Consider the following 23,731-nt stretch of genomic DNA (forward strand, 5'->3'; position numbering starts at 1 on the left):
CCATCGCGCGGCGGCCCCGCCGGCGGCCCGAGTTCCGGCGGTGCGAGCGGCGCGTCACGCGCCGGCCGCGAATACGGGTTCGAGCGCGCGATACAACGCGCGAAACGTCGGCCGCCGCACGTCGCGATACCACGCATGGCGCGCGCGGTCCGGCTCGCGTACCGCCAGCACGGGCGGCTGCGGACACACGATGTCGAGCGGCACATCGGGTTCGACCGCGAGCCGCGCAAGCCGCGCGGCACCGAGCGCCGGGCCGACGTCGCCGCCCGCGCGCAGCGTCAGCGCGCGGCCGGTCAGATCGGCGAGCATCTGCGTCCAGTACGCGCTGCGCGAGCCGCCGCCGATTACCGTGATGCCGTCCGGCACGAGCCCCGCCGCATGCAGCGCGTCGATGCCGTCGAGCAGCGCGAAGCCGACGCCTTCGAGCGTCGCGTTCGCGAGATCGGCGCGCCGCGTATCGGCCGTCAGCCCGTAGAACACGCCCTTCGCATTGACGTCGTTGTGCGGCGTGCGCTCGCCGCTCAGGTAAGGCAGGAACCATGGGCGCGCATCGCGCGCGTTCGCCTCGGCATCCGCGAGCAGCGCCGCGACGCCGTCGTAGCCGGCGAGCTGCGCGGCAAAGTCGATGCAGCCGGCCGCGTTCAGCATCACGGACATCAGGTGCCACGTGTCGGGCAACGCATGGCAGAAGCTGTGCACCGCCGATTCCGGATTCGCGCGAAAGCCGTCCGACACCGCGAAGTAGACGCCCGACGTGCCGAGCGACAGCAGCGCATCGCCGGGCCGCACGATGCCGACGCCGACCGCGCCGGCCGCGTTGTCGCCGCCGCCCGCAATAACCGGAATCTCGCGCAGCCCGAGCGTGCGCGCGACGTCGGGCAGCAGCATGCCGGTGATCCGGTTGCCTTCGAACACGGCCGGCATCTGCGCTTGCGACAGTCCGCAGGCCGCGAGCAGCGTGTCGTCGTACGCGCGCTTCGCGACGTCGAGCCACAGCGTGCCGGCCGCATCCGACGGATCGGTCGCGAACGCGCCGGTCAACCGGTAGCGCAGATAGTCCTTCGGCAGCAGCACGTGCGCGATCCGCGCGAACACGTCGGGTTCGTGGCGGCGCACCCACAGCAGCTTCGGCGCGGTAAAGCCCGGCATCGCGATGTTGCCGGCGACCGCACGCAGCGACGGCGCCGCGCGTTCGAGCTCCGCGCACTCCGCATCCGCGCGGCCGTCGTTCCAGAGAATCGCGGGACGCAGCACGTCGCCGCGCGCGTCGAGCAGCGTCGCGCCGTGCATCTGGCCCGTGAGCCCGAGCGCGGCGATGTCGCGCGCGTCGATGCCGGCCGCACGTGCATCGGCGACGAGCGCCGCGAGCGCACCGCACGCAGCGTCCCACCAATCGTGCGGCGCCTGCTCCGACCAGCGCGGCTGCGGCCGGCTCACCGTCAGCGGCCGCGTCGCGCTCGCGCGCACCGTGCCGTCGCGGTCGAGCAGCACGGCCTTCACGCCCGACGTGCCGAGATCGAGTCCGATGTACATGGCGTCAGCGCAGCGCGTAAATCGCCTGATTCACGATGTTCTCGAGCCGCTCCTGCGCGCCGCTCGCATGCTGCGGGTTCACGCCGCGCGCGAGCGCGTCGGCCGCGAGCGATTCGAGCGTATAGCCGCCCGACAGGATCTTGCGGCCGAACGCGTCGTCCCACTGCGCGTAGCGCTGCCGGCGCATCGCTTCGAGCCGGTCGTTCTCGACGAGCACGGCCGCGCGTTCGACGGCGAGCGCGAGCACGTCGATCGCGCCGACATGTCCGTAGAACAAATCTTCCGGATCGACACTCTGACGTCGCACCTTCGCGTCGAAGTTCATGCCGCCGGTCGTGAATCCGCCGTGACGCAGGATCTCGTAGAACGCGAGCGTGAGCTCCTCGACGCTGTTCGGAAACTGATCGGTGTCCCAGCCGTTCTGCGGATCGCCGCGGTTCGCGTCGACGCTGCCGAACACGCCGAGCGCGAACGCGTTCGCGATTTCGTGATGGAACGAATGACCGGCGAGCGTCGCATGGTTCGCCTCGATGTTCACGCGGATCTCGTCCTGCAGCCCGTATTGCGTGAGAAAGCCGTGCACGGTCGCGACGTCGTAGTCGTATTGATGCTTGGTCGGCTCCTGCGGCTTCGGCTCGATCAGCAGCGCGCCGCGAAAGCCGATCCGGTGCTTGTGCTCGACGACCATCGACAGGAAGCGCGCGAACTGCTCGCGCTCGCGCTTCAGATCGGTATTGAGCAGCGTTTCGTATCCTTCGCGGCCGCCCCACAGCACGTAGTTCTCGCCGCCGAGCCGGTGCGTCGCGTCGAGCGCATGGCGCACCTGCGTCGCGGCCCATGCGAAGACGTCCGGGTTCGGGTTGGTCGCGGCGCCCGCCGCGAAGCGCGGATGCGAGAACAGGTTCGCGGTGCCCCACAGCAGCCGCACGCCGCTCGCCTGCTGACGCTCGCCGAGATAGTCGACCATCCGCGCGAAGTTGTCGACGTACTCGCGCAGGCTGTCGCCTTCCGGCGCGACGTCGGTGTCGTGGAACGTGTAGAACGGCGTGCCGAGCTTCGTGAAGAACTCGAATGCGGCATCGGCCTTCTGCCGCGCGCGCTCGAGCGCGTCGCCCGGCTGCTGCCACGGCCGCCGGAATGCGCCCTGCCCGAAAATGTCGTGACCGGGCCACACGAACGTGTGCCAGTAGCAGACGGCGATCCGCAGATGTTCCTCGAGCGTCTTGCCAAGCACGCGCTTCGTGCGGTCGTAGTGGTGATAGGCCAGCGGGTTGTCCGACTGCGGCCCTTCGTAGCGAATCGCGGGAATGTGTTCGAAATACGACATGGCGTCTCCGTCCGGTGTCTTGTTGCAGCGCAGCGTGCGTCGCGTCGACGCGCGGCGCCGGGTTGCGGTCTGGCAGGATCGTGCCCGTGCGCCTGCCGGCCGGCAATTGCGAAATTGCGCAGCACGCTTAACGTTTCTTGCCAGCCGCGCGCGCGGCACGCGGATTCCGTCCTACAATCGCCGGACATCGAACCGTCGCGCGCCGCCCGCCGGACGCGCGCCCCAGGAGACAACGGCACGGCGCCCGCGGCGCCGGCCCCGAGACCGAGATGAACCGCGCCCGTTCCGCCCCGACACCGCACCGCATTGCGCTGCTGTTCAACGCCAACAAGGTCTACGACCGCGAAATCATCAGCGGGATCGGCCAGTACCTGCACTCGACGCGCGTCGTGTGGGACCTGTTCCTCGAAGACGACTTCCGCTGCCGGCTCGCCGGCATCGAGCGCTTCGACGGCGACGGCATCATCGCGGATTTCGACGATCCGGCGGTCGCCGACGCGCTGGCCGGCTCGCCGCTGCCGATCGTCGCGGTGGGCTCGTCTTACGAGGATCCGTCCCACTATCCGGACGGCGTCCCATACATCGCGACCGACAATCCGAAACTCGTGTCGCTCGCCTATACGCATCTGATCGGCGCGGGGCTGCCGCATTTCGCGATGTACAGCCTGCCGGCCGCGCAGGAAAACCGCTGGGCGCAGCAGCGCGAGCTGGCGTTCGACCGGCTCGCGCGCGCGGACGGCCTCGACGCGCCGATCTACCGCGGGCTGCCGACGACGGCGTCCGGCTGGAACCATGCGATCGAGCAGCTGATCGACTGGCTGAACGCGCTGCCGAAGCCGGTCGGCGTGATCGCGGTGACCGACGCGCGTGCGCGGCATCTGCTGCAGGCGTGCCTGATCGCCGGCATCGCGGTGCCCGAGCAGGTCGCGATCATCGGGATCGACAACGATCCGCTCACGCGCACGCTGACGCGCATTCCGCTGTCGTCCGTGATCCAGGGCACCGAGGAGATGGGCCGCACGGCCGCGCACCTGCTGCACCGGATGCTGCGCGGCGCACGCTTTCCGGGGCAGCGCATCCTCGTGCCGCCGGTCGGCATCAACGTGCTCGAATCGACGCGCCATCAGCCGGTCGCGAGCCCGCACGTGATGCGCGCGCGGCACTTCATCCGCCAGTACGCGTGCCAGGGCATCAAGACCGAGCAGGTCGCCGACTATGTCGGCGTGTCGCGCTCGCTGCTCGAAGAACACTTCCGGCGCGAACTGCAGCGCACCGTTCATCAGGAAATCCTGCGTCACAAGCTCGAGGCCGCGCAGGCGCTGCTCGCGAGCCGCAATGCATCGAGCGCCGAAGTCGCGATCCGCTGCGGATTCACGTCGCTGCAGTACATGTATGCGGTGTTCCGGCGCGAACTCGGCTGCACGCCGCGCGAATACCAGGAACGCGCGGTGTCCGCGCACTGACGCTCATCGTCGACGACCGACTACTCATGACCTTCGATACCGATTCTTCCCGTACCGCGTCCGACGTCGCCCGCATTCCGTCCGAGCCGTGGGGGTCGCTGCCCGGCGGCGATCCGGTGCGGCGCTATACGCTGCGCAATGCGCACGGGATGCGCGTCGTCGTCAGCGACCTCGGCGCGACCGTCGTGTCGTGGCTCGCGCCCGACCGCACCGGCCGCTTCGCCGACATCGTGCTCGCGCACGACACGCCGGCCGACTATCTCGCGTCCGGCGCGTATCTCGGCGCGACGGTCGGCCGCTGGGCGAACCGGATCGCCGGCGCGCGCTTCACGCTCGACGGCATCGACTACCCGCTCGATCGCAACGAGAACGGCAATCTGCTGCACGGCGGCGCAAGCGGTTTTCATCGCGAACGTTGGGACGTGATCGACGATCGCGGCGGCCTCACGCTGCGGCTCGATTCGCCCGAAGGCGATGCGGGGTTTCCCGGCAACGTCAGCGTACAAGTGCGCTATACGCTCGACGACGACGGCACGCTGACGATCGACTACACGGGCACGAGCGACGCACCGACGCCGCTGAACCTGACGAACCACAGCTACTTCAATCTGAGCGGCCGCGCGGGCAGCGACGTGCGCGGCCACGTGCTGAGGATCGATGCGGACGCGTTTCTCGAAGTCGACGACGCGCTGATTCCGACCGGCCGCGCCGACGTGACGGGCACCGCGTTCGATTTCCGGCAAAGCGCGCCGCTCGGTGCGCGCCTCGATTGGCCGCACGCGCAGCTTGCGCGCGGCCGCGGCTTCGACCACTGCTACGTGCTGCGCGACGACCTGCACGGCGTGCGGCCGGTGGCGAGCATCTACGATCCGGAAAGCGGCCGCGAGCTGACCGTGTCGACCGATCAATGCGGGCTGCAGCTCTATACCGGCAACTATCTCGACGGCCTGCGCGTCAGCGGCGGCACGACCTGCGTGCGGCATGCGGCACTGTGCGTCGAGGCCGGCTGCTTTCCGAATCAGATCAACATGGCGGAGCTCGCCGACGCCACGATCGTACGGCCCGGCGATACGTATCGGCAGACGACGCGCTATCGCGTCGCCGTGCGCGCGTAATCGCCGCGCGCGGTACGGCCGCGTAATCCGCGCGCCGTCGCAGGCCGCGATCGTTCGCGCGGCGCGCCGCGTCCGGCCATCGACCTGAGGGCAGCGCACGCCCTCCGCCCCCTTCCCTTTCTGCGCCGGATGTCGCACACGGCATCCAGCGACGCATGCGCGCCGCACACGATTGTGCGAGATCGTGCAGAAGACCTTTCCTGTGCAGCCGCTTAATCGCGCGTCGGGCGATCTTCAATAATGCGCGCTCGATCCGTCGGTCTGCCGCCGACGCGCCTGCCGGCTTCGCGCCGGGCCAACGACAAGAACACACAATGCATTCCAATCAGACCACCCCGCGCGCGCGCACGCGTCGCCGCACGACCTCATCGACGCGTCGCGCGCGCCGGACCAACGGGATCGCCGGCGCGCTCGTCGCCGCCTGCACGGCGGCCATCGCACCGACCGCCGCACAGGCACAGAGCAGCGTCGCGCTGTACGGGCTGATCGACACGTCGATCACCTATGCGAACAACCAGCGCACGCATGGCGCGGGCTCGCCCGGCAGCGGCAGCGTCGCGATGACGAGCGGCGCATTGAATGCGGCGCGCTGGGGACTGCGTGGCCGCGAGGATCTCGGCGGAGGTCTCTCGGCCGTCTTCACGCTCGAGAACGGCTTCTCGGGCACGACCGGCGCGTTGTCGCAGAAAGGCGTCGACCTGTTCGGCCGGCAGGCATGGATCGGCGTGCGCTCGAACACGGCCGGCACGCTGACGTTCGGCCGCCAGTACGACCTGATTCTCGACTTCGTGACGCCGCTCGGCGCGTCGGGGCCCGGCTGGGGCGGCAACCTTGCCGTCCATCCGTACGACAACGACGACTCGAATCGCAACACGAGGATCAACCACGCGGTCAAGTACACGAGCCCGACCTATCGCGGGCTCACGTTCGGCGCGATGTACGGATTCTCGAATACGGCCGGTGCGTTTTCGAACAATGCCGCGTGGAGCGCGGGGCTGTCGTACGCGAACGGCCCGCTGAAACTCGGCGCCGGCTATCTGAAGATCAGCCGCGACCGCCATGCGCCGAATCCCGACGGCGCGCTCAGCACGGTCGACGGCTCGGCGACGATCACGGGCGGCAACCAGCAGATCTGGGCGCTCGCCGCGCGCTATGCGTTCGGCCCGCACTCGGTCGGCGCCGCGTGGTCGCACTCGGCCACCGACGGCGTGACCGGTGTGCTGCAAGGCAGCGGCATCGCGCCGCTGAAAGGCGAATCGCTCGTGTTCGACAACTTCTCGGTCGATGCGCGCTACTTCGCGACCACTGCCTTCAGCGTATCGGCTGCTTACACCTACACGATGGGCCGCTTCGATACGCGCGCGGGCCAGACGCGCCCGAAGTGGAATCAGGTCGTCGCGCAGGCCGATTACGCGTTCTCGAAGCGCACCGACGTCTATCTCGAAGGCGTGTATCAGCGCGTGAGCGGCGGCAACGGCAATCCGGCGTTCAACGCAACCGTCTGGACGTTGACGCCGTCGGCGAACGGCAATCAAGTCGTCGTCGCGCTCGGGCTGCGGCACAAGTTCTGAGCCGCGCCGCGCACGCACCGGGCCTCGTCCTGCAACGTTCGTTCCCGAGCGCGCGCGGCAACGGACGATGCCTGCGCGCGCATCCTTTCTCGTCCATCCCTGCGCCCAACGACGGAGAAACTGGTCACGCTGTGACATTTTTCCTAATCTGATTGCAGCAGCCTCGCGATCCGGCACGCCGATCGTCACAGTCTTTCAGGGCGCGTGCCGCCGGCTTGCGAAAGCATGTCGCACGGGTCTCGCGTGCCCGCTGTCAACGCAGTCAACCGCAGGAGAAAAAGGATGAGCAAAACGAACCGGTTTGCGGTCATTGCAGCGCTCGCGCTGCTCGGCGGCTGTCATCAGGCCGCGAAGACGCCCGAGAACACCGGGATGGCGCCGACACCGTCGAGCGAGGCCGTCACGACCGTGACGGCCGACGATCTGGACAATCCGAACAGCCCGCTCGCCAAGCGCAGCGTGTATTTCGACTTCGACAGCTACACGGTGAAGCCAGAGGACCAGTCGCTGCTGCAGGCCCATGCGAACTACCTGCGCAGTCACCCGTCGCGTCACGTGCTGATCCAGGGCAACACCGACGAGCGCGGCACGTCCGAATACAACCTCGCGCTCGGCCAGCGCCGCTCGCAGGCCGTGATGAGCGCGCTCGAAACGCTCGGCGTGCCGGCGTCGCAGCTCGAGGCCGTGAGCCTCGGCAAGGAAAAGCCGGTCGCGCTCGGTCACGACGAAGCCGCGTGGGCGCAAAACCGCCGCGCGGATCTCGTCTATCGTTGATCGCGCCGTGTCTGCCGCCGCGTTCGCGCCAGCGTGGCGGCCCTCCCGAGCCGCCGCGTCGCGCGCGACGCGGCTACACACGCCGAATCGCCACGCGTCGCCTACGCCAACGGCAGATCGATCTCGACTTCCGATGCAGATATCGTCCTGCGCCGACCACGTTGCGAGGTTGCGCAACGGTCGCGAGAACGCACCGCGCGATGCATGACGCCGTGCGCGTGCCGCGGCGCGATATGCAAAAACAATGGAATAACGGCCGGCGCCAAGTCGTTCTGTGATCGCGCAGACGCCCGGTTCGCACGAACCGGCGTCGTCCGGCGGACTGCGCACCGAAAGGAGATCGACATGAAATCGGCAACGTTGGCCGCGGCGCTGATCGCGGCGCTCGCGCTCGTGCTGTCGGCGGGGTGTACGTCGTCGGGCGGCGGCCCCGCGCAGGGGCCCGGCATGAGCCGCTACGGCGGCTCCGGAGGCAATGGCGGTGGGGGTGGCGGCGGCGGCGGTTACTGACGCATCGCCGTCGAGATGTCGGCGCGCAGCGCGCGGCGGCCGGCAACCGGCCTGCCCGCACGCTGCATCGCCGCACGGTTCAGCGCATCGCCTTGACGTCGGCCGGCGTGACGCTGGCCGGCTGGCCGCCCCATGTCGCGCGCAGATAGTTCGCGAGCTGGGCAACTTCGTCGTCGCCGAGCGTGCCGGCGAAGCCCGGCATCGCCTGCATGTTCTCGACGCCGGCGAACTTCTGTTCGTCGATGCCGTCGAGCACCGCGACGAGCAGGTTGCGCGGATCGTGCTGACGCACGGTCGAGTTGCCGGCCATCGGCACCGCGACGTGCGGCTTGCCCTCGCCGCTCAGCCCGTGACAGCCCGCGCACACGGCGACATAGACGGAACGGCCGGCCGCGAGCTGGGCCGCATCGGCCGATACCGGCTTCACGGGCTGCGGCGCGGGCGGCGTGTCGCCGAGCAGATAGACCGACAGCGCGCGCAGGTCGTCCTTCGTCAGGTATTGCGTGCTCAGGTGCACGACCGGATACATCTCGCCGAACGCCGAGCCTTGCGGCGCGATCCCGACGCCGAAGAAGGTCTGCAGGTCGGCACCGGTCCAGCCGCGCGCGGCGAGGCCGGCCGGCGTGATGTCCGGCGCGGCGACGCGGCCGAGCGCAGCGCCCGCGAACGGCTTCGCGCCGTCGAGCTGGCCCGTGAACGCGCGCGGCGTGTGGCACTCCGCGCAGTGGCCGAGCGCGCCGGCCAGATAGCGGCCGCGCTGCCAGTCGGCGGACTGGCCCGTCGATGCGTCCGGCAGGCTGTCCTTCAGGAACGCAAGGTCCCACAACGCCATCCCGAACCGCAGGTTGTACGGGAACTTCAGCTCGTGCTCACGGTTGGCCTGCGCGACCGGCCTGATCGTCATCAGGTACGCGTACATCGCGTCGGTGTCCGCGCGCGTGAGCTGCCGGTACGACGTGTACGGCATCGACGGATAGAGCCGCTTGCCGGGCGCCTTGCCGTCGTGCAGCGCCGCATAGAAGTCGTCCGCGCTCCAGCGGCCGATCCCGTGATCCTTGTCGGGCGTGATGTTCGATCCGTAGAACGTGCCGTACGGCGAATCGAGCTTCGCGCCACCCGCGAACGGCGCGCCGTCCTTCGCGGTATGACATGCGGCGCAGTCGGCCGCCTTCACCAGATAGCGGCCGCGCGCGATCTGGTCCGCGCCCGGTGCGCCGGAGCCGGCCGTCGGCGCCGGAGCGTCGCCGCCGCACGCGGCGAGCGTCAGTGCGCACGCCGCGGCGAGCGCAGGCAAGCCGGCGAAGCGCGCGATACGATGAGCGAGTGTGCGTTTCATGCGGCGTCCTTCACGAGTCCCGGCGTCGTCATCACGACGTCCTTCACGGCTTCGTAGTAGCGGACGTAGCCCGTGCAGCGGCACAGATGCGCGTTCAGCGCCTCGGTGATCGTGCGCTCGACGTCGGCCTTCGCGACCGGCTCGCGCTTCAGCCGCTCGATCAGCACCGTCGCGGCGTTCACGAAACCGGGCGTGCAGTAGCCGCACTGGAAGCTGAAGTGCTCGAGGAACTTCTGCTGGATCGGCGACAGCTCGACCACCTCGCCGGCTTCGTTGCGCTTCGCATGGCCTTCGACCGTGCGGATCGCGCGCCCGTGGAAGAAATGCGCGCCGGTGATGCAGGTCCGCACTTCCTCGCTCGTGCCGTCCGGCTTGTCGAGAATCACCACGCACGCGTGGCAGATCCCCTGCCCGCAGCCGAGCCGCGAGCCCGTGAGCCCCGCATACTCGTGCAGGAACTCGATCATCATCAGCCCTTCCGGCACCTGCATCGGGCCGACGGCCTTGCCGTTGATGTTGACCGACAGCGGCTTCTGCTGGAAGCGGACCAGCGGACGCTCGACGGCGGCCGCAGCGGGTGCGGCCGAAGCCGCGTTCGGCGCGGACGCGCCGGTCGCTGCCGCGGCGGCGCTCGCGCCCGACGCGGCGGTTTGGGCGGTCGTCATGCGAGCACCTCCTGAATCTTTTGCGGGGTCACCGGCAGATCGGTGAAACGATGGCCGATCGCGTGTGCGATGCCGTTCACGATCGCGCCGACGACGGGAATCATCACGACTTCGGCGACGCCCTTCGGCGGATCGGTCTCCGACAGCGGCGGCAGCACGTCGCCCGTCTGCGTCCATACGGCGACGTCGGTCGCGCGCGGCAGCTGATAGCGGTTGAAGTTCCACGTGCCGTTGCCGGGGCCGTCCTCGTAGAGCGGCAGGTATTCGTGCAGCGCGTGGCCGATGCCCATCGCGAGGCCGCCCTGCAACTGGCCCGATACGAGCTGCGGCGAAATCTGGTTGCCGCATTCCATGATCGAGTGATGCGTGAGCAACTCGACCTTGCCGGTCGCTTCGTGCACGGCCAGCTCGACGAGCGTACCGACCGCCGTGTAGTACGTGACGGCCGCGTTGTTGCGGCTCATCGGCGGAATGAACACGCGCTTGCGGTCGAGCACGCGATAGCCGTTCGCGGTCGGCGGCAGCGTGCCGCGCACCGCGGTCGCGCCGGCCGGCACGGCGGTGCCCGGTACCGGGCCGTGCTCGTCGCCCGTCTTCGGCGCACCGATGCGCAGCGACAGCCCGTCGATCGGCAAACGCTCGACCGTGCCGCCGATTTCGAAGTCGGCGTCGGTCCATTGCCAGCGGTTGAACACGTGCACGACGGCGCCCGTCGGCAGGCCGAGCGCATGCGCCTGCTTCGCAAGCTGTTCGAAGCTGAGCGGCTCGAGCCCGTCGGCGGTCAGCTTGCCGTCGACCCAGCGCGCGTCTTCGATGCGTACCGTGTACGGCGCGGCCTGACCGCCGCCGAGGCCGCGCGACCAGATCGACATCGCGGCCGGCCACAGGCCGTAGCGGAATACGGCGCGCGCGGCTTCGCGCGTGCTGTGCGTGAAGTAGAACGCCGAGTTCGTCGCGCTCGACGGCGATGCATAGCTCGGCGACCAGCGCGGATTCGCGCTCAGGCGATCCTGGTCGGCCTGCGACATCGTGTACGGATCGCCGCTCGTCTCGACCGGCAGATCGGGCCATTCCGTCACGGCGACGCGCACGTCGGTCGCCGGGCGGCCGAGCCATTTCGCGACCGCGACCGCCTGCGACGTCGACATCCCGGTGCCGATCTCCGCGGCCGTGTGACGCAGCGTGACCTTGCCGTTCTCGTCGAACTCGACCTTCGCGAACGATGCTTCGGCGCCGGTGCCGAAGTCCTTCTGCACGCAGGCGAAGCCGACGCCGTAGCGCTTGCCGGGATTCGCGGCCTCGAATTCGGCCTTGCGCGCCGCGCGCCGCGTCCACAGCGGGTGCTGCTTCGCGCGCTCGAGCACTTCGTCGACGCGCAACGCGCCGGCCGGAATCGCGCCCTGTGTGTTCTTCATGCCGGAGCGCAGCGCGTTGCGCAGACGGAAATCGATCGGATCGAGGTTCAGCTGCGCGGCGATCTCGTCGATCGCCATTTCGGTCGCGGCCATGCTTTGCAGCGTGCCGTAGCCGCGCGCGGACCCGGCGTCGATCGCGCGCGACGCGATCGCGACCGCCGCGAGATCGCTTTTCGGGAAGTAGTAGATCGACTGCGCGGCCGTCGCGCCGACCATCGCGACCGAAGGCGAGAAGTTCGAGCGCCCGCCGCCGTTCGCTTCGAAGTCGCCCTTGAACGACTGCAGCAAGCCGGTATTGCGGTCGACCGCGATCCGGTAATGCATGCGGAACGCGTGACGCTTGAGCGACGTCTGGAACTGCTCGTAGCGGTCGTTCGCGAAACGCACCGGACGGCCGTCCGCATAGAGCGCGCACACGAGCCCGTAGAACGGCACGTTGCAGTGATCCTTCGATCCGTAGCCGACCGTGTAGCACGGATGCACGAACAGCTTCTTCACCGGGAAGCGGCATTTCGCGACCATCGCGGCCGCGTTCTCCGCGACTTCGAGCGGCGACTGGCTTGCGACCACCAGATGCAGCGACTGCGTCGCGGCGTCGTACCAGCAGTTCGTGTTGTCCGGCTCGAGCGCGGCCGTATCGACCGACTGCGTGCTGTACTCGCGATCGAACACGAGCCAGTCCGCGGACGGATGCTCGAGCTCCGCCGCGATCTGCCCGGCATGGAACATCCCCTGCTCGTCGAGCTTGCCGTGTTCCTTGCCGTCGGGCCAGATCGGTTGATGCTTGCGCATCTGGCTCGGGAAGATCGGCGCGTCCTTCAGGCTCGAATAGACATCGTCGTCGTACGCGGTCTTGCCGCCCACGCGCACGTAGCGGAACGTGCCCCACGGATCGCGCTCGAGCGGCCCCGTGACGGCGCCGTAGCGGATCACGTCGTCGCGGAACTTCAGCGCGTTCTTCGCGAAGCGGAAGCGCGCGAAGTCGTGATAGATCAGGATCGCGACCGCATGGCCGAGATAGGCAGGCGTCTTGCCGGCGGGCAGCAGCATGTCCTCGCCGTAGAACGCCGGGAATGCGACGCCGTCGCGCGCGAGATCGTCGGCGGTGACGACGCGGTCCGGCTTCAGTTCGTCGCCGAGCAGCGACAGGTCGAATCCTTCGTAGATGCGGTCCGCCTGCGTGACGCGCAGGATCAGCGCATGCGACTGCTGCTGCGGCCAGTGCGGCATGTCGGCGGCACGCACGTCGCGGGCGAACACTTTCGAACCCGTGACCTTCGCCATGCCGTCGATGCGGAATCGGGGGATGCCGGTGACGCTATCCCATTTGACCGGAGTGAGGAGTTTTTCTTCGAAGAGCGCCGCGAATGCGCGGCTGCCCAGCGGCGCGACATACACTGCAACGCCGGCCAGCACGCTGGCTTTCAGAAAACCCCGCCGTGACAGGCCGTGGTTTTTCATTGGGGGGAACCTCCTGATGCGGCTCGTACGGCGATCGGATGTCGCGGCGTTCGGAGCGGCGCGCATTCTGGCATTTTTTACGAGATATCGCCTATAGTATTTTTCACATGCAATAGTTATTGAATTTCTTATAACGAGATTCGGCCGCGGCGCGGCGTGCGGTCGCGGCATCGATCGCAAGCGTGTGCGGACGTGCCGGCCATGCGTCGCATATCGTGCCGTGGACAACGATCGTGCCGCTGCGCGCGCGGCGCCGCAAGCGTCTTTTCTTCGCGTGCGGCAGCCGTTCGAACGGCCAAGCACCGGTGCGCCGCGCGACGCGCGTTCATGGTAATGTCGTGCGCATCCCGGCTTGCCGGCACCCAGCCCCGTGCACGGATCCGCCAGCCATCGCGATATCGTGTCGAGGTCGATAACCATGGCAGTCAGGGCACGTCTCCTGCACTCCGTTCTCGCCACTCCCCCGTCCGGCAACCACTGCGTGACGGACGCGCTGCGTCCGTCGATGCTCGTCACGTTGTTCGAGGACGTGCGGCCGATGGCGCTGTCCGGCCTCGCAAGCGGCTTCGTCGCGGCCGTTGCGCTGCTTCGTCTGCATGAACTCTGGTGTGCGCTCTGGCTCGTCATCGACGTCGGGCTGCTCGCCGCGCGGCTCGCGATCGCGCGCGCTTACGTGGTCGAGCGCAACGCCGGCCGCGATCGCGCCGAATACTGGGCGATGCGCTACGCGCCCGTGTCGCTGCTCGCCTGCTTCGTGCTCGGCCTCGGCGCGATGGGCTGCGTCGATGCGGCCGACGTCGAGCTCGGCACGCTCGCGGTGATGATCGCGGGCGGCGTGTTCGGCGGCATCGCGTCGCGCAATTCGGCGCTGCCGCGCCTCGCGATGACGCAGGTCACGCTCGGCGTGCTGCCGATCGGCGTCGGCGCGCTGCTCGCCGAGCGGCCGGGTGCGTGGCTGCTGGTGCCGCCGCTCGCGATCTATCTGGCCGCGATGCGCACCGTCGTGCAACGCCACTACCGCGTGCTCGTCGCGCTGATCGCGGCCCGCCAGCGCAATGCGGAGCTCGTCGCGCGCTTCGACGCCGCGCTCACCTACATGCCGCACGGCCTCTGCATGATCGACGGCGACAGCCGCGTGATCGTCGCGAACCGGCGCACCGCGCATCTGTTCGGTTCGCCGCGCGACATCATGCTCGATACGCCGCTGCCGGACGTCGTCGCCGCGCTCGGCACCGACGCTGCGCAGCCGGACGCGGCCGTCCTCGCGGCCCGCTGCGCCGACTGGCTCGCACACGACGCGGCGCCGTTCGACATCACGCTCGCGAGCGGCCGGCAGCTCGAACTGACGCGCCATCGCGTGCCGGACGGCAACGCGGTGATCATCGTCGAGGACGTGACCGCGCGGCGTCTGACCGAACAGCACATCCGCCACCTCGCGCGGCACGATGCGCTGACGGGGCTGCCGAACCGGCACGAGCTGCATGCGGAGCTCGAACGGATGCTGTCGCGGCCGCGCCGGCCCGACACGGCGGTCGCGGTGATGTATCTCGATCTCGACGGCTTCAAGGCGATCAACGACCGCTTCGGCCATCAGGCCGGCGACGAGCTGCTCACGCAGGTCGCCGAACGGCTCGGCCGCACCTTGCGCGACGGCACGCTCGCGGCGCGCATCGGCGGCGACGAGTTCGTCGTGGCCGTCGACGATACGACGATGGACGCGTGCTCGCGCGTCGCCACGCAGCTCATTGCGCAGATCTCGGCGCCGTACACGCTGTCGATCGGCGAGACGGTCCGCTTCGGCATCAGCATCGGCATCGCGCTCGACGACGGGCACGGCACGCCCGACGAGCTGATCCGCCAGGCCGACAGCGCGCTCTACGACGCGAAGTCTGCCGGCAAGGGTCGCTATCGGTTCTATTCGAGCGGCAGCCGGCCCGTCGCGCCGGCCGCCGCAAACTGACCGCTCCGCGCGCGACTGTTTCAGTTTCGAAACGCTTTTCGCGTGCGCGGCGCGTGCCGATGTCACGTGACGTGTTCCGTAACATCGCCCGCGATACGCCGCGACGTTACGTGCAGAAGGCTGCACGATCGGCGCAGTGCGCCGCATTTTATCTCTGGCACCGTTATTGCTTCATCACGGGAAACAGACTGCCGGAGAGTGCTGCCATGAATACCGTCGAAGTGATGAGCCGCCGCAAAACGATCGACGAACTCGACGTGATCGACGGCGCATCGCTGATCCGCCGCCTCGTGTCCGGACGCCGCACGCCCGCTCGGGAAGCCTGCTGCGTCGACAATCCGCCGCTGACGCTGTACGGCGCGTATCGGCAAGGCGTCGCCGACTACGCGGCCGGCCGCGCGAATCCGTATCGTGCGGGCAGCCGGTTCTGGGCGCTGTGGGAAGAAGGTCGTATCGAAGCTGAAACGTCGGGGCGGTAGCGCACGCAAGTCCGCGCGCGCGCGACACGCGGCTCGCGCGCGTCGCGCCGCGGCCGTTTCCCGATAAGATGGCAGATCCCGTCCATCGCACGACGTTGCCATGACCGCCTCCTCCCCGTTCCGCAATCCCATCCACTCCGAAATCGATCTCGACGCGCCCGGCAAGCAGGCCGGCTATCTGCGTCTTCCGCATTCCGTGCATCGCTCGGCATACGGCTGGCTGCCGATTCCGATCGCGTCGATCCGCAACGGCGACGGCCCTGTCGCGCTCGTGATGGCCGGCAATCACGGCGACGAATATGAAGGGCAGATCATCGTGTCGCAGCTGATGCGCGAGATCGAGCCCGACATGATTAGCGGCCAGCTGATCCTGCTGCCGATGGCGAACTTTCCGGCCGCCGATGCGGGGCTGCGCGTGTCGCCGCTCGACAACGGCAACCTGAACCGCAGCTTTCCCGGCGATCCGGCCGGCACGCCGACGCAGATGATCGCGCATTACATCGAGCACGCGCTGCTGTCGCGCGCGCAATACCTCGTCGACCTGCATTCGGGCGGCAGCTCGCTGCTGTATAGCGGCGGCAACATGCTCGCGATCGATCCGCTCGACGCGGACGAGGCCGCGAAGCTCCACGGGCTGCTCGTCGCGTTCGGGCTTCCGAACGCGCTGCTGCATGGGCCGAACCCCGTGCATTCGGCGTCGGCCGCGCGCCGGCAAGGCGCAATCTCGATCGTCACCGAACTCGGCGGCGCCGGCATGGCGGATCCGTCGCTGATCCGGCTCGGCCGTCACGGGCTGCTGCACTATCTCGGCTATATCGGCCTGCTGCACGGCAAGCTCGTGCCCGATGCGCCGCCGACCGTCACGCGCTTTTTGCGGGTCGACGGCGACCGGCATTTCGTCTACGCCTACGAACGCGGGCTCTACGAACCGCTCGTCGAACTTGGCGACCGCGTGACGGCCGGGCAGCCGGCCGCCTGGGTCCACTTCCCCGATACGCCGCTGCGTGAGCCCGTGCTGCATCGGTTCAAGGGCGACGGCGAAGTCGTCTGCAAGCGCGTGCCCGCGCAAGTGCAGCGCGGCGACTGCCTGTTTCAGCTCGCGAAACCCACCGACCCGCCGAGCATCGGCCGATAGGGCCGGTTCCGGACCTCTCCTTTTCCCGTGCTGTCTGCCCTGTATGGCGGACGGCACGGGTGCGCCATTAACCAACTTGACAAATTAACCTACTTGGTTACACTCGCGCATGGATACCTATGGAAAAGCGAACGCCGCACTGCAAGCTGCCGCGTCAAGGCGCTGATCGAAGCCGGCAAGGTCCGCCTGACCGCAAGCGCCGTCATCGGCGCCCGCCAGATGGGCTTCACCGAAGCGGAAACCATCGACGTGGTGAGGGCGCTGACACCGTTCGAATTCCACAAGAGCATGACGACCTACGCCGACCACACGATCTGGCAGGACGTCTACCGGCCTTGCACGATGCGCGGCGACGTGTACCTGAAACTGACCGTCGTCGACGATGTGCTGATCGTGTCTTTCAAGGAGCGATGAAATGAAATGTCCTGCATGCGGTGCTGCCACGCTGGTCCGCGACACGCGCGACATCCCGTACACCTACAAGGGCGAATCGACCGTGATCCCGCACATCACCGGCGAGTTTTGCCCCGCGTGCGGCGAGTCGGTGCTCGACGTCGACGAGGCGACCCGTTTCGGCGAAGCGGTGTCGGCGTTCAACCGGCAGGTGAACGCGACACTCGTCGATCCGAAGTTCATTGCGACGGTACGCAAGAAGCTGAAGCTCGATCAGCGCGAGGCGGCCGAGATTTTCGGCGGCGGCGTCAACGCGTTTTCCCGCTACGAGACCGGCAAGACCAATCCACCGCTGGCGCTCGTGAAGCTGCTGAAGATTCTCGACCGTCATCCCGATCTGCTCGACGAAGTGCGTGCGGCATAAACGGCCTGCGCGCGTGCATCGATGATCCGCCGCGCACGCGCACTTTCGCGCCTCATCCCCCCGCTTTCGCTGCAAGCCTTCTGACGCTTCCCGCGAAATCCTTATCGAAATTGCTTCGTTCGTCTTCGCGCGCCGCCCCGCTAACGTATCCGAAACGGCGGCGGCCCGCCCAATGCATCGCACCGCGCACAGCGGCTGCCGCCCTCACGACAACCGCGTCGCGATAACGAACGAAATGGCCGGCCCGCGTGCCTGCCGCGTCCGCATCGCGCGCCTTTCGCGATGCCCATGGCCACGACCGACCGCATCATCGACACGACCCCGCTCGACGTGCGTGCCCAGCCGCTGATCGACGCGCTGATCGACGAATACGCCACGCGCTACGACGCGTACCGACCCGACAGCCGCGCGTCCGCGCGCGAAGAACTCGCACGCTATCCGGCCGAGCTGTTCGCGCCGCCCGAAGGCGCGTTCGTGCTGCTGCTGCGCAACGGCGAGACGATCGGCGGCGGCGCATTCAAGCGCTACGACGCACAGACGGCCGAACTCAAACGCATCTGGACGCGCGCCGACCTGCGCCGCCAAGGGCTCGCGCGCCGCATCGTCGACGCGCTCGAGCAGCGCGCGCGCCGACAAGGCTATCGCCGCGTGTATCTGACGACCGGCTTTCGTCAGCCCGAAGCGTGGGCGCTGTACGACCGCGCGGGTTATGCGCGTCTGTTCGATGCATCGATCGATCCCGAAGTGCTTTTCCATCTGCGCTTCGGCAAGGATCTCGTCGATCCGTCGCGCACCTCGACGCTCGCCGATCTGTGGGCGCCCGCGCCCGAAGCGGCCCTGCCGCGCTGACGGTCGGCGCGGTCCAGACGCGCATCGCATTCCCCGCTTTCCACGACAACGACAGGACGTCTTCATGCCATACCGCGTTCGCCGCGCTTCGCGCGCCATCGTCACCCTCGCTGCCGCGCTCCTGGGCCTGACGGCCTTCGCCGCCGCGGCCGCCACGTTCGACCTGAGCCCCGAGCAGCGCGGCCGTCCGCGCGGCGTCGCCGATCCGGCGGTCGAGCGCGCGGTGCCCGCGTCATTCCGGTTCGCCGAACCCGACACGCTGACGATCGGCATCGCGCCGAGCCTGCCGCCGATCAGTACGTATGCGACGGACGCGCGCACGGTCGTCGGCTTCGATGCGGACGTCGGCCAGCTCGTCGCCGACACGCTCGGACGCCGGCTGAAGATCGTCGCGCTCGCGTGGGCCGACTGGCCGCTCGCGCTCGAATCGGGCAAGGTCGACGCCGTGATCTCGAACGTGACCGTCACCGAGGAACGCAAGCAGAAGTTCGATTTCTCGACGTACCGCAAGGATCAGCTCGGCTTCTACGTGCGCAACGACAGCGCGATCCGGGCGATCCGCGAACCGAAGGACGTCGCCGGGCTGCGCATCGTGACCGACGCCGGCACCAATCAGGAAAAGATCCTGCTCGCGTGGGATCGCGACAACGTCGCGCACGGGCTCAAGCCCGTGCAGGTGCAGTACTACGACGATCACGCGATGCGGATCGTCGCCGTGCAGTCCGGTCGCGCGGACGCGGTCTTCAGCGTGAATTCGGTGCTCGCGTATCAGAGCGCGCAGCAGGGCAAGACGCGGCTCGTCGGTGCGATCAGCGGCGGCTGGCCGCGCACGGCCGACATCGCGATCGCGACGCGCAAGGGCAGCGGGCTCGCGCAGCCGCTGACGGCCGCACTGAATACGCTGATCGCGAACGGCCGCTACGCGCAGATCCTCGATCGCTGGAACCTCGCGTCCGAAGCGATCGACACGTCGCGCACGAATCCGCCCGGCCTGCCGAAGAGCTGAGCGCCGCCTCCTTTCACGCACGTCGTTCACCATGTCCTATTCGCTTTCGCTGCTCGACAAAAGCCCGATCGCCGACGGCGGCAGCGCCGCCGACGCGCTGCGCTTCACGACGACGCTCGCGCGGCGCGCCGAGCAGCTCGGCTACGCGCGGTTCTGGGTCGCCGAGCATCACGGCGCGCCGGGCTTCGCGAGCTCGGCACCGGAGATCGTCGTCGCCCACCTGCTCGCGCAGACGTCGCGCATCCGCGTCGGTTCGGGCGGCGTGATGCTGCAGCACTACAGTCCGTTCAAGGTCGCCGAGACGTTCCGGCTGCTCGCGGCCCTCGCGCCCGGCCGCGTCGATCTCGGCATCGGCAAGGCGCCGGGCGGACTGCCGCTGACCACGCGCGCGCTGCAGTGGTATCACGACAAGGCCGCGAAACCCGACTTCGCGGGCCAGCTCGCCGCGCTCGACGCGTTTCTCGGCTGGGGCGTCGACGAGGATCACGCACTCGCGGGCGCGATCGCGCTGCCCGAACCGCCGCAGCCGCCGCAGCGCATCCTGCTCGGCGGATCGCCGGACAGCGGCGCGCTCGCCGCACGCCGCGGCTGGCGCTTCTGCTATGCCGGCCATTTCAACGGCGACGAGGCGAACCTCGAACGCTCGCTCGAGGCCTACCGAAGCGCAGGCGGCACGAAGCCGCTCGTCGCGCTGTACGCGGTCGCGGCCGAGACGCGCGATGCGGCCGAGCGGCTGACCGGGTCGCTGAAGATCTTCCGGCTGCGGCTCGCGAGCGGTCAGAGCTTCAACCTCGCGAGCGCGCAGGCGGCCGCCGAATTCGCGCGGCAAAGCGGCGCGTCCGACTACCGCATCGACGAACTGCGCCCCGCCGTGCTCGCCGATACGCCCGAGCGCGTGCATCGCGCGCTCGACGCGCTGAGCCGGCGGCTCGGCGTCGACGAGTTCGTGATCGATGCGCCGACCGCCGACCATGCGGCGCGACTCGCGTCGGTCGAATGGCTCGGCGGCGTGCAGACGACCACGCCCGCGCACATCGCACGCGCCGCGACGCACGGCGCCCCTTCCCTCGACCGCGACACGCCACACCCATGACGACTCCACGCCCGATTCCCTTCGGCCTGATGCTGCAAGGCGCAGGCAGCCACATGAACGCATGGCGGCATCCGAGCAACCCGCCGGATGCGAGCATCAACGTCGATTTCGCGATCGGCATCGCGCGCAAGGCCGAGGCGGCCGGGATCGCGTTCGCGTTCGTCGCGGACGGCCTCTACATCAACGACAAGTCGATCCCGCACTTCCTGAATCGCTTCGAGCCGCTGACGCTGCTGTCCGCGCTCGCGGCCGCGACGACGAAGATCGGGCTTGCCGGCACGATCTCGACGTCGTACAGCGAGCCGTTCACGGTCGCGCGCCAGCTCGCGTCGCTCGACGCGATCAGCGGCGGCCGCGCCGGCTGGAACGTCGTGACGACGCCGCTCGAAGGCACCGCGAAGAACTTCGGCAAGACGCATCCCGATCACGCGCTGCGCTACGAGATCGCCGACGAATTCCTGAGCGTCGTGCAGGGCCTGTGGGACAGCTGGGACGACGACGCATTCGTGCGCGATCGTGAGACCGGGCGCTTCTTCGATCGCACGAAGCTGCATACGCTCGATCATCGCGGCCGCTTCTTCCAGGTCGCCGGACCGCTGAACATTCAGCGCTCGCGCCAGGGGCAGCCGGTGATCTTTCAGGCCGGCTCGTCCGACGACGGCATCGCGCTCGCCGGCAAGTACGCGGACGCGGTATTCACGCATTCGCCGTCGCTCGACGAAACCGCGGCCTTTTCGCGGCGCGTGAAGCAGAGCGCGATCGACCACGGCCGTCGGCCCGACGACGTGAAGATCTTCCCCGGTATCGGGCCGATCGTCGGGCGCACCGCCGCCGAAGCCGAAGACAAATACCGCGCGATCCGCGATCTGTTGACGATCGACGACGCGCTCGCCTATCTCGGCCGCTATTTCGACCACCACGACTTCACGCAATACGCGCTCGACGCGCCGTTCCCCGAGCTCGGCGACATCGGCCGCAACAGCTTCCGTTCGACGACCGACCGGATCAAGGCCGACGCGAAACGGCACGGGCTGACGCTGCGCGAAACCGCGCTCGCCGTCGCGACGCCGCGCCCGAACTTCATCGGCACCGCCGAGCACGTCGCCGACGAACTGATCCGCTGGTTCGACGCGGGCGCGGCCGACGGTTTCATTCTCGGCTTTCCGGTGCAGGCGCAAGGCGTCGACGATTTCGTCGAACTCGTGATTCCGGCGCTCGAAGCGCGCGGCCGCTATCGGCGCGAGCTGCCGGGCAGCACGCTGCGCGATCACCTCGGCCTGCCGCGCAAGGCGAGCCGCTACGCATCGCCCGATGCGACGCGCGCGCCGGCCGATGAAGCGCATGCCTAGTACGCCGCATGCGTCGCACGCCGTCGTGCGCGCCGAGCAGCCGACGTACCGATTCGACGACCCATTCGAGGACCCTGCATCGACATGAGCGATACGACCCATCTCGGCGGCGCCGTGCCGCCGCTGCCTTCCAGCGCGCCGCGCGACACCGGCGCCGGCGCGCGCGTGCGCATCGTGCCCGCGCGCCACCGCTCGAGCCTCGCGGGCACCGCGCTCGCGGTCGCGTTGATCGCGCTCGCGCTGCACTCGATCCTGACGAACCCGCAATGGGGCTGGCCGGTGTTCGCCGAATGGTTCCTGTCGCCGCCCGTGCTGTCCGGCCTGGCACGCACGCTCGTGCTGACGCTGCTCGGCGCCGTGTTCGGGTTCGCGCTCGGCGCATTGGTCGCCTTTGCGCGGCTGTCGCGCTCCCGGCTGCTATCGGCCAGCGCATGGGCGTTCGTCTGGCTGTTCCGCTCGATCCCGCTGATCGTGCTGCTGCTGATCCTGAACAACCTCGGCTACCTGTACGAGCACGTGCGGCTCGGCGTGCCGTTCACCGACATCGTATGGTTCGACGCGCCGACGACGGATCTGATCAGTCCGTTCGCGGCGGCCGTGCTCGGTCTCACACTGAATCACGCGGCGTTTTCGGCGGAAGTGATCCGCGGCGGCATTCTCTCGGTCGATCAGGGGCAGCTCGAAGCGGCCGCCGCACTCGGCCTGCCGCACGGCCGGCAGACCGCGCGCATCGTGCTGCCGCAGGCGATGCGTGCGATCCTGCCGACCGCGTTCAACGATCTGATCGTGCTCGCGAAAGGCACGTCGATGGTGTACGTGCTCGCGATGCCCGAGCTGTTCTACACGGTGCAGGTCATCTATCGCCGCAATCTCGAAGTGATTCCGCTGCTGATGGTCGCGACGGTCTGGTATCTGATCATCCTGACCGTGCTGTCGGCGATCCAGGTGCAGGTCGAGCGCCACTACGCGCGCGGCGCGCTGCGCAACCCGCCGCCGTCGGCGCTGACGTTCGTGCTCGCACGCGCGGGCGCGCTGTGGCGGCGCGTCGTCGCGCGACGCGACATGCCGGCCGCCGGCGCCCGCGACGACGCGGTCGTGCCGCAAGTCGGCGGCGAAGTGACCGTGCATCGCGTGTCGAAACGCTTCGGCACGCAGCGCGTGCTCGACGACGTGTCGTTCGTCGCGCCGCGCGGCAGCGTGACCGTGATCGTCGGGCCGTCCGGCTCGGGCAAGTCGACGCTGCTGCGCACGATCAATCATCTCGAACGCGTCGACGACGGCATCATCGACATCGACGGCGAACTGATCGGCTATCGCCGCGACGGCGACGTGCTGCACGAACTGAAGGAGCGCGACGTGCTGAAGCGTCGCAGCGGGGTCGGGATGGTGTTCCAGACCTTCAACCTGTTCCCGCATCTGACGGTGCTCGAGAATCTGATCGAAGCGCCACTCGCGCTCGGCACCGCGACGCGCGAGGCGGCGGAACGGACCGCGCGCGCGTTGCTCGCGCGTGTCGGCCTCGCCGACAAGGCCGACGCGTATCCGCGCCAGTTGTCGGGCGGCCAGCAGCAACGCGTCGCGATCGCGCGGGCGCTCGCGCTGCGACCGAAGGTGCTGCTGTTCGACGAGCCGACGTCCGCGCTCGATCCGGAACTCGTCAACGAAGTGCTCGACGTGATCAAGGAACTTGCGCGCTCCGGCACGACGCTCGTGATCGTCACGCACGAAATCGGCTTCGCGCGCGAAGTCGCCGACAACGTGCTGTTCATGGAACGCGGACGCATCGTCGAAGCGGGACCGCCGGCGGTCGTGCTCGACGCGCCCGCGCATCCGCGCACGCGCGCGTTCCTGTCGCACGTGCTGTAACGCCTGC

The 23,731-nt window shown here is 68.7% G+C and carries 19 protein-coding genes and 1 pseudogene; 15 read left to right on the forward strand and 5 right to left on the reverse strand.

Annotated features, from left to right (window positions below):
* Positions 1 to 54 precede the first annotated feature (54 nt).
* Positions 55 to 1,533, reverse strand: coding sequence for a xylulokinase (xylB, locus tag HMPREF3115_RS13415; protein ID WP_006409867.1), 1,479 nt, complete (start codon positions 1,531 to 1,533; stop codon positions 55 to 57).
* Between the two features lie 4 nt (positions 1,534 to 1,537).
* Positions 1,538 to 2,860 carry a xylose isomerase gene (gene xylA / locus HMPREF3115_RS13420; RefSeq protein WP_006409872.1) on the reverse strand — a complete coding sequence of 441 codons (1,323 nt, stop codon included), beginning with the start codon at positions 2,858 to 2,860 and terminating at the stop codon, positions 1,538 to 1,540.
* Between the two features lie 269 nt (positions 2,861 to 3,129).
* Here xylA and HMPREF3115_RS13425 point away from each other — a divergent pair, with 269 nt between their 5' ends.
* The 5 genes from HMPREF3115_RS13425 to HMPREF3115_RS31615 all read left to right on the forward strand — a co-directional run bounded on the left by HMPREF3115_RS13425 (position 3,130) and on the right by HMPREF3115_RS31615 (position 8,293).
* Complete coding sequence (locus HMPREF3115_RS13425) at positions 3,130 to 4,323, forward strand: XylR family transcriptional regulator (RefSeq protein WP_006403516.1); 1,194 nt, start codon at positions 3,130 to 3,132, stop codon at positions 4,321 to 4,323.
* Positions 4,324 to 4,349: 26 nt separating this feature from the next.
* Positions 4,350 to 5,438 (forward strand): aldose epimerase family protein, encoded by a 1,089-nt coding sequence (locus HMPREF3115_RS13430; protein WP_006403515.1) that lies wholly within the window; start codon positions 4,350 to 4,352, stop codon positions 5,436 to 5,438.
* Positions 5,439 to 5,752: 314 nt separating this feature from the next.
* Positions 5,753 to 7,009: a porin gene (locus tag HMPREF3115_RS13435; protein WP_070554725.1), complete on the forward strand. Its 1,257-nt coding sequence runs from the start codon at positions 5,753 to 5,755 to the stop codon at positions 7,007 to 7,009.
* A gap of 282 nt (positions 7,010 to 7,291) precedes the next feature.
* Positions 7,292 to 7,783, forward strand: a complete 492-nt coding sequence (gene pal, locus HMPREF3115_RS13440; protein ID WP_006409874.1) for a peptidoglycan-associated lipoprotein Pal — start codon at positions 7,292 to 7,294, stop codon at positions 7,781 to 7,783.
* Positions 7,784 to 8,128: 345 nt separating this feature from the next.
* The gene (locus tag HMPREF3115_RS31615; RefSeq protein ID WP_006397026.1) at positions 8,129 to 8,293 is read left to right on the forward strand and encodes a hypothetical protein; all 165 of its coding nucleotides are present in this window, start codon (positions 8,129 to 8,131) and stop codon (positions 8,291 to 8,293) included.
* Between the two features lie 79 nt (positions 8,294 to 8,372).
* Here the strand turns inward: HMPREF3115_RS31615 and HMPREF3115_RS13445 are convergent, their stop codons facing one another.
* Genes HMPREF3115_RS13445 through HMPREF3115_RS13455 form a run of 3 tightly spaced genes read right to left on the reverse strand, consistent with a single transcriptional unit; the run spans position 8,373 to position 13,170 of the window.
* A complete protein-coding gene (locus HMPREF3115_RS13445; protein WP_069221067.1) occupies positions 8,373 to 9,629 on the reverse strand; it encodes a cytochrome c in 1,257 nt (418 codons plus the stop codon).
* Positions 9,626 to 10,294 (reverse strand): (2Fe-2S)-binding protein, encoded by a 669-nt coding sequence (locus HMPREF3115_RS13450; protein WP_006397024.1) that lies wholly within the window; start codon positions 10,292 to 10,294, stop codon positions 9,626 to 9,628. The genes HMPREF3115_RS13445 and HMPREF3115_RS13450 overlap by 4 nt, the downstream gene beginning before the upstream one ends.
* Positions 10,291 to 13,170, reverse strand: coding sequence for a xanthine dehydrogenase family protein molybdopterin-binding subunit (locus HMPREF3115_RS13455; protein WP_070554726.1), 2,880 nt, complete (start codon positions 13,168 to 13,170; stop codon positions 10,291 to 10,293). Before HMPREF3115_RS13455 ends, HMPREF3115_RS13450 begins: the two co-directional genes overlap by 4 nt.
* A gap of 418 nt (positions 13,171 to 13,588) precedes the next feature.
* Here HMPREF3115_RS13455 and HMPREF3115_RS13460 point away from each other — a divergent pair, with 418 nt between their 5' ends.
* The 10 genes and pseudogenes from HMPREF3115_RS13460 (at position 13,589) to HMPREF3115_RS33005 (ending at position 23,724) form a co-directional block, all read left to right on the forward strand.
* Positions 13,589 to 15,130 carry a sensor domain-containing diguanylate cyclase gene (locus HMPREF3115_RS13460; protein WP_175835545.1) on the forward strand — a complete coding sequence of 514 codons (1,542 nt, stop codon included), beginning with the start codon at positions 13,589 to 13,591 and terminating at the stop codon, positions 15,128 to 15,130.
* 206 nt (positions 15,131 to 15,336) lie between these two features.
* Positions 15,337 to 15,609 (forward strand): hypothetical protein, encoded by a 273-nt coding sequence (locus HMPREF3115_RS13465; protein WP_070554730.1) that lies wholly within the window; start codon positions 15,337 to 15,339, stop codon positions 15,607 to 15,609.
* 100 nt (positions 15,610 to 15,709) lie between these two features.
* A complete protein-coding gene (locus HMPREF3115_RS13470) occupies positions 15,710 to 16,744 on the forward strand; it encodes a succinylglutamate desuccinylase/aspartoacylase family protein (protein ID WP_070554732.1) in 1,035 nt (344 codons plus the stop codon).
* 119 nt (positions 16,745 to 16,863) lie between these two features.
* Positions 16,864 to 17,158: pseudogene (locus HMPREF3115_RS13475) on the forward strand (type II toxin-antitoxin system MqsR family toxin).
* Between the two features lies 1 nt (position 17,159).
* Entirely contained in the window at positions 17,160 to 17,561 is a 402-nt protein-coding gene (locus HMPREF3115_RS13480; protein ID WP_006403504.1) for a type II toxin-antitoxin system MqsA family antitoxin, read from the forward strand.
* Between the two features lie 288 nt (positions 17,562 to 17,849).
* Positions 17,850 to 18,410 (forward strand): GNAT family N-acetyltransferase, encoded by a 561-nt coding sequence (locus HMPREF3115_RS13485; protein WP_069221064.1) that lies wholly within the window; start codon positions 17,850 to 17,852, stop codon positions 18,408 to 18,410.
* A 64-nt stretch (positions 18,411 to 18,474) separates the two neighbouring features.
* Positions 18,475 to 19,416 carry an ABC transporter substrate-binding protein gene (locus HMPREF3115_RS13490; protein ID WP_069221063.1) on the forward strand — a complete coding sequence of 314 codons (942 nt, stop codon included), beginning with the start codon at positions 18,475 to 18,477 and terminating at the stop codon, positions 19,414 to 19,416.
* A 31-nt stretch (positions 19,417 to 19,447) separates the two neighbouring features.
* Positions 19,448 to 20,509 carry an LLM class flavin-dependent oxidoreductase gene (locus HMPREF3115_RS13495; RefSeq protein ID WP_053298524.1) on the forward strand — a complete coding sequence of 354 codons (1,062 nt, stop codon included), beginning with the start codon at positions 19,448 to 19,450 and terminating at the stop codon, positions 20,507 to 20,509.
* Positions 20,506 to 21,858 carry an LLM class flavin-dependent oxidoreductase gene (locus tag HMPREF3115_RS13500; RefSeq protein ID WP_053298523.1) on the forward strand — a complete coding sequence of 451 codons (1,353 nt, stop codon included), beginning with the start codon at positions 20,506 to 20,508 and terminating at the stop codon, positions 21,856 to 21,858. The genes HMPREF3115_RS13495 and HMPREF3115_RS13500 overlap by 4 nt, the downstream gene beginning before the upstream one ends.
* 84 nt (positions 21,859 to 21,942) lie before the next feature.
* Positions 21,943 to 23,724, forward strand: a complete 1,782-nt coding sequence (locus HMPREF3115_RS33005; protein WP_083302212.1) for an amino acid ABC transporter permease/ATP-binding protein — start codon at positions 21,943 to 21,945, stop codon at positions 23,722 to 23,724.
* The last annotated feature ends 7 nt before the right edge of the window (positions 23,725 to 23,731 follow it).

The sequence above is a fragment of the Burkholderia sp. HMSC10F09 genome (genome assembly GCF_001806955.1).
In the GTDB taxonomy this organism is placed as follows: Bacteria; Pseudomonadota; Gammaproteobacteria; order Burkholderiales; family Burkholderiaceae; genus Burkholderia; species Burkholderia multivorans.

Excerpts from the sequence above, each read along its gene's own strand:
- HMPREF3115_RS13445 (WP_069221067.1), bottom strand. The coding sequence starts at position 9,629 with ATGAAACGCACACTCGCTCATCGTATCGCGCGCTTCGCCGGCTTGCCT.
- HMPREF3115_RS13490 (WP_069221063.1), top strand. The coding sequence starts at position 18,475 with ATGCCATACCGCGTTCGCCGCGCTTCGCGCGCCATCGTCACCCTCGCT.
- HMPREF3115_RS13430 (WP_006403515.1), top strand. The coding sequence starts at position 4,350 with ATGACCTTCGATACCGATTCTTCCCGTACCGCGTCCGACGTCGCCCGC.
- HMPREF3115_RS13485 (WP_069221064.1), top strand. The coding sequence starts at position 17,850 with ATGGCCACGACCGACCGCATCATCGACACGACCCCGCTCGACGTGCGT.
- HMPREF3115_RS13435 (WP_070554725.1), top strand. The coding sequence starts at position 5,753 with ATGCATTCCAATCAGACCACCCCGCGCGCGCGCACGCGTCGCCGCACG.
- HMPREF3115_RS13480 (WP_006403504.1), top strand. The coding sequence starts at position 17,160 with ATGAAATGTCCTGCATGCGGTGCTGCCACGCTGGTCCGCGACACGCGC.
- HMPREF3115_RS31615 (WP_006397026.1), top strand. The coding sequence starts at position 8,129 with ATGAAATCGGCAACGTTGGCCGCGGCGCTGATCGCGGCGCTCGCGCTC.
- HMPREF3115_RS13500 (WP_053298523.1), top strand. The coding sequence starts at position 20,506 with ATGACGACTCCACGCCCGATTCCCTTCGGCCTGATGCTGCAAGGCGCA.
- HMPREF3115_RS13495 (WP_053298524.1), top strand. The coding sequence starts at position 19,448 with ATGTCCTATTCGCTTTCGCTGCTCGACAAAAGCCCGATCGCCGACGGC.
- HMPREF3115_RS13425 (WP_006403516.1), top strand. The coding sequence starts at position 3,130 with ATGAACCGCGCCCGTTCCGCCCCGACACCGCACCGCATTGCGCTGCTG.
- HMPREF3115_RS13465 (WP_070554730.1), top strand. The coding sequence starts at position 15,337 with ATGAATACCGTCGAAGTGATGAGCCGCCGCAAAACGATCGACGAACTC.
- HMPREF3115_RS13455 (WP_070554726.1), bottom strand. The coding sequence starts at position 13,170 with ATGAAAAACCACGGCCTGTCACGGCGGGGTTTTCTGAAAGCCAGCGTG.
- HMPREF3115_RS13470 (WP_070554732.1), top strand. The coding sequence starts at position 15,710 with ATGACCGCCTCCTCCCCGTTCCGCAATCCCATCCACTCCGAAATCGAT.
- pal (WP_006409874.1), top strand. The coding sequence starts at position 7,292 with ATGAGCAAAACGAACCGGTTTGCGGTCATTGCAGCGCTCGCGCTGCTC.
- HMPREF3115_RS33005 (WP_083302212.1), top strand. The coding sequence starts at position 21,943 with ATGAGCGATACGACCCATCTCGGCGGCGCCGTGCCGCCGCTGCCTTCC.
- HMPREF3115_RS13450 (WP_006397024.1), bottom strand. The coding sequence starts at position 10,294 with ATGACGACCGCCCAAACCGCCGCGTCGGGCGCGAGCGCCGCCGCGGCA.
- xylA (WP_006409872.1), bottom strand. The coding sequence starts at position 2,860 with ATGTCGTATTTCGAACACATTCCCGCGATTCGCTACGAAGGGCCGCAG.
- xylB (WP_006409867.1), bottom strand. The coding sequence starts at position 1,533 with ATGTACATCGGACTCGATCTCGGCACGTCGGGCGTGAAGGCCGTGCTG.
- HMPREF3115_RS13460 (WP_175835545.1), top strand. The coding sequence starts at position 13,589 with ATGGCAGTCAGGGCACGTCTCCTGCACTCCGTTCTCGCCACTCCCCCG.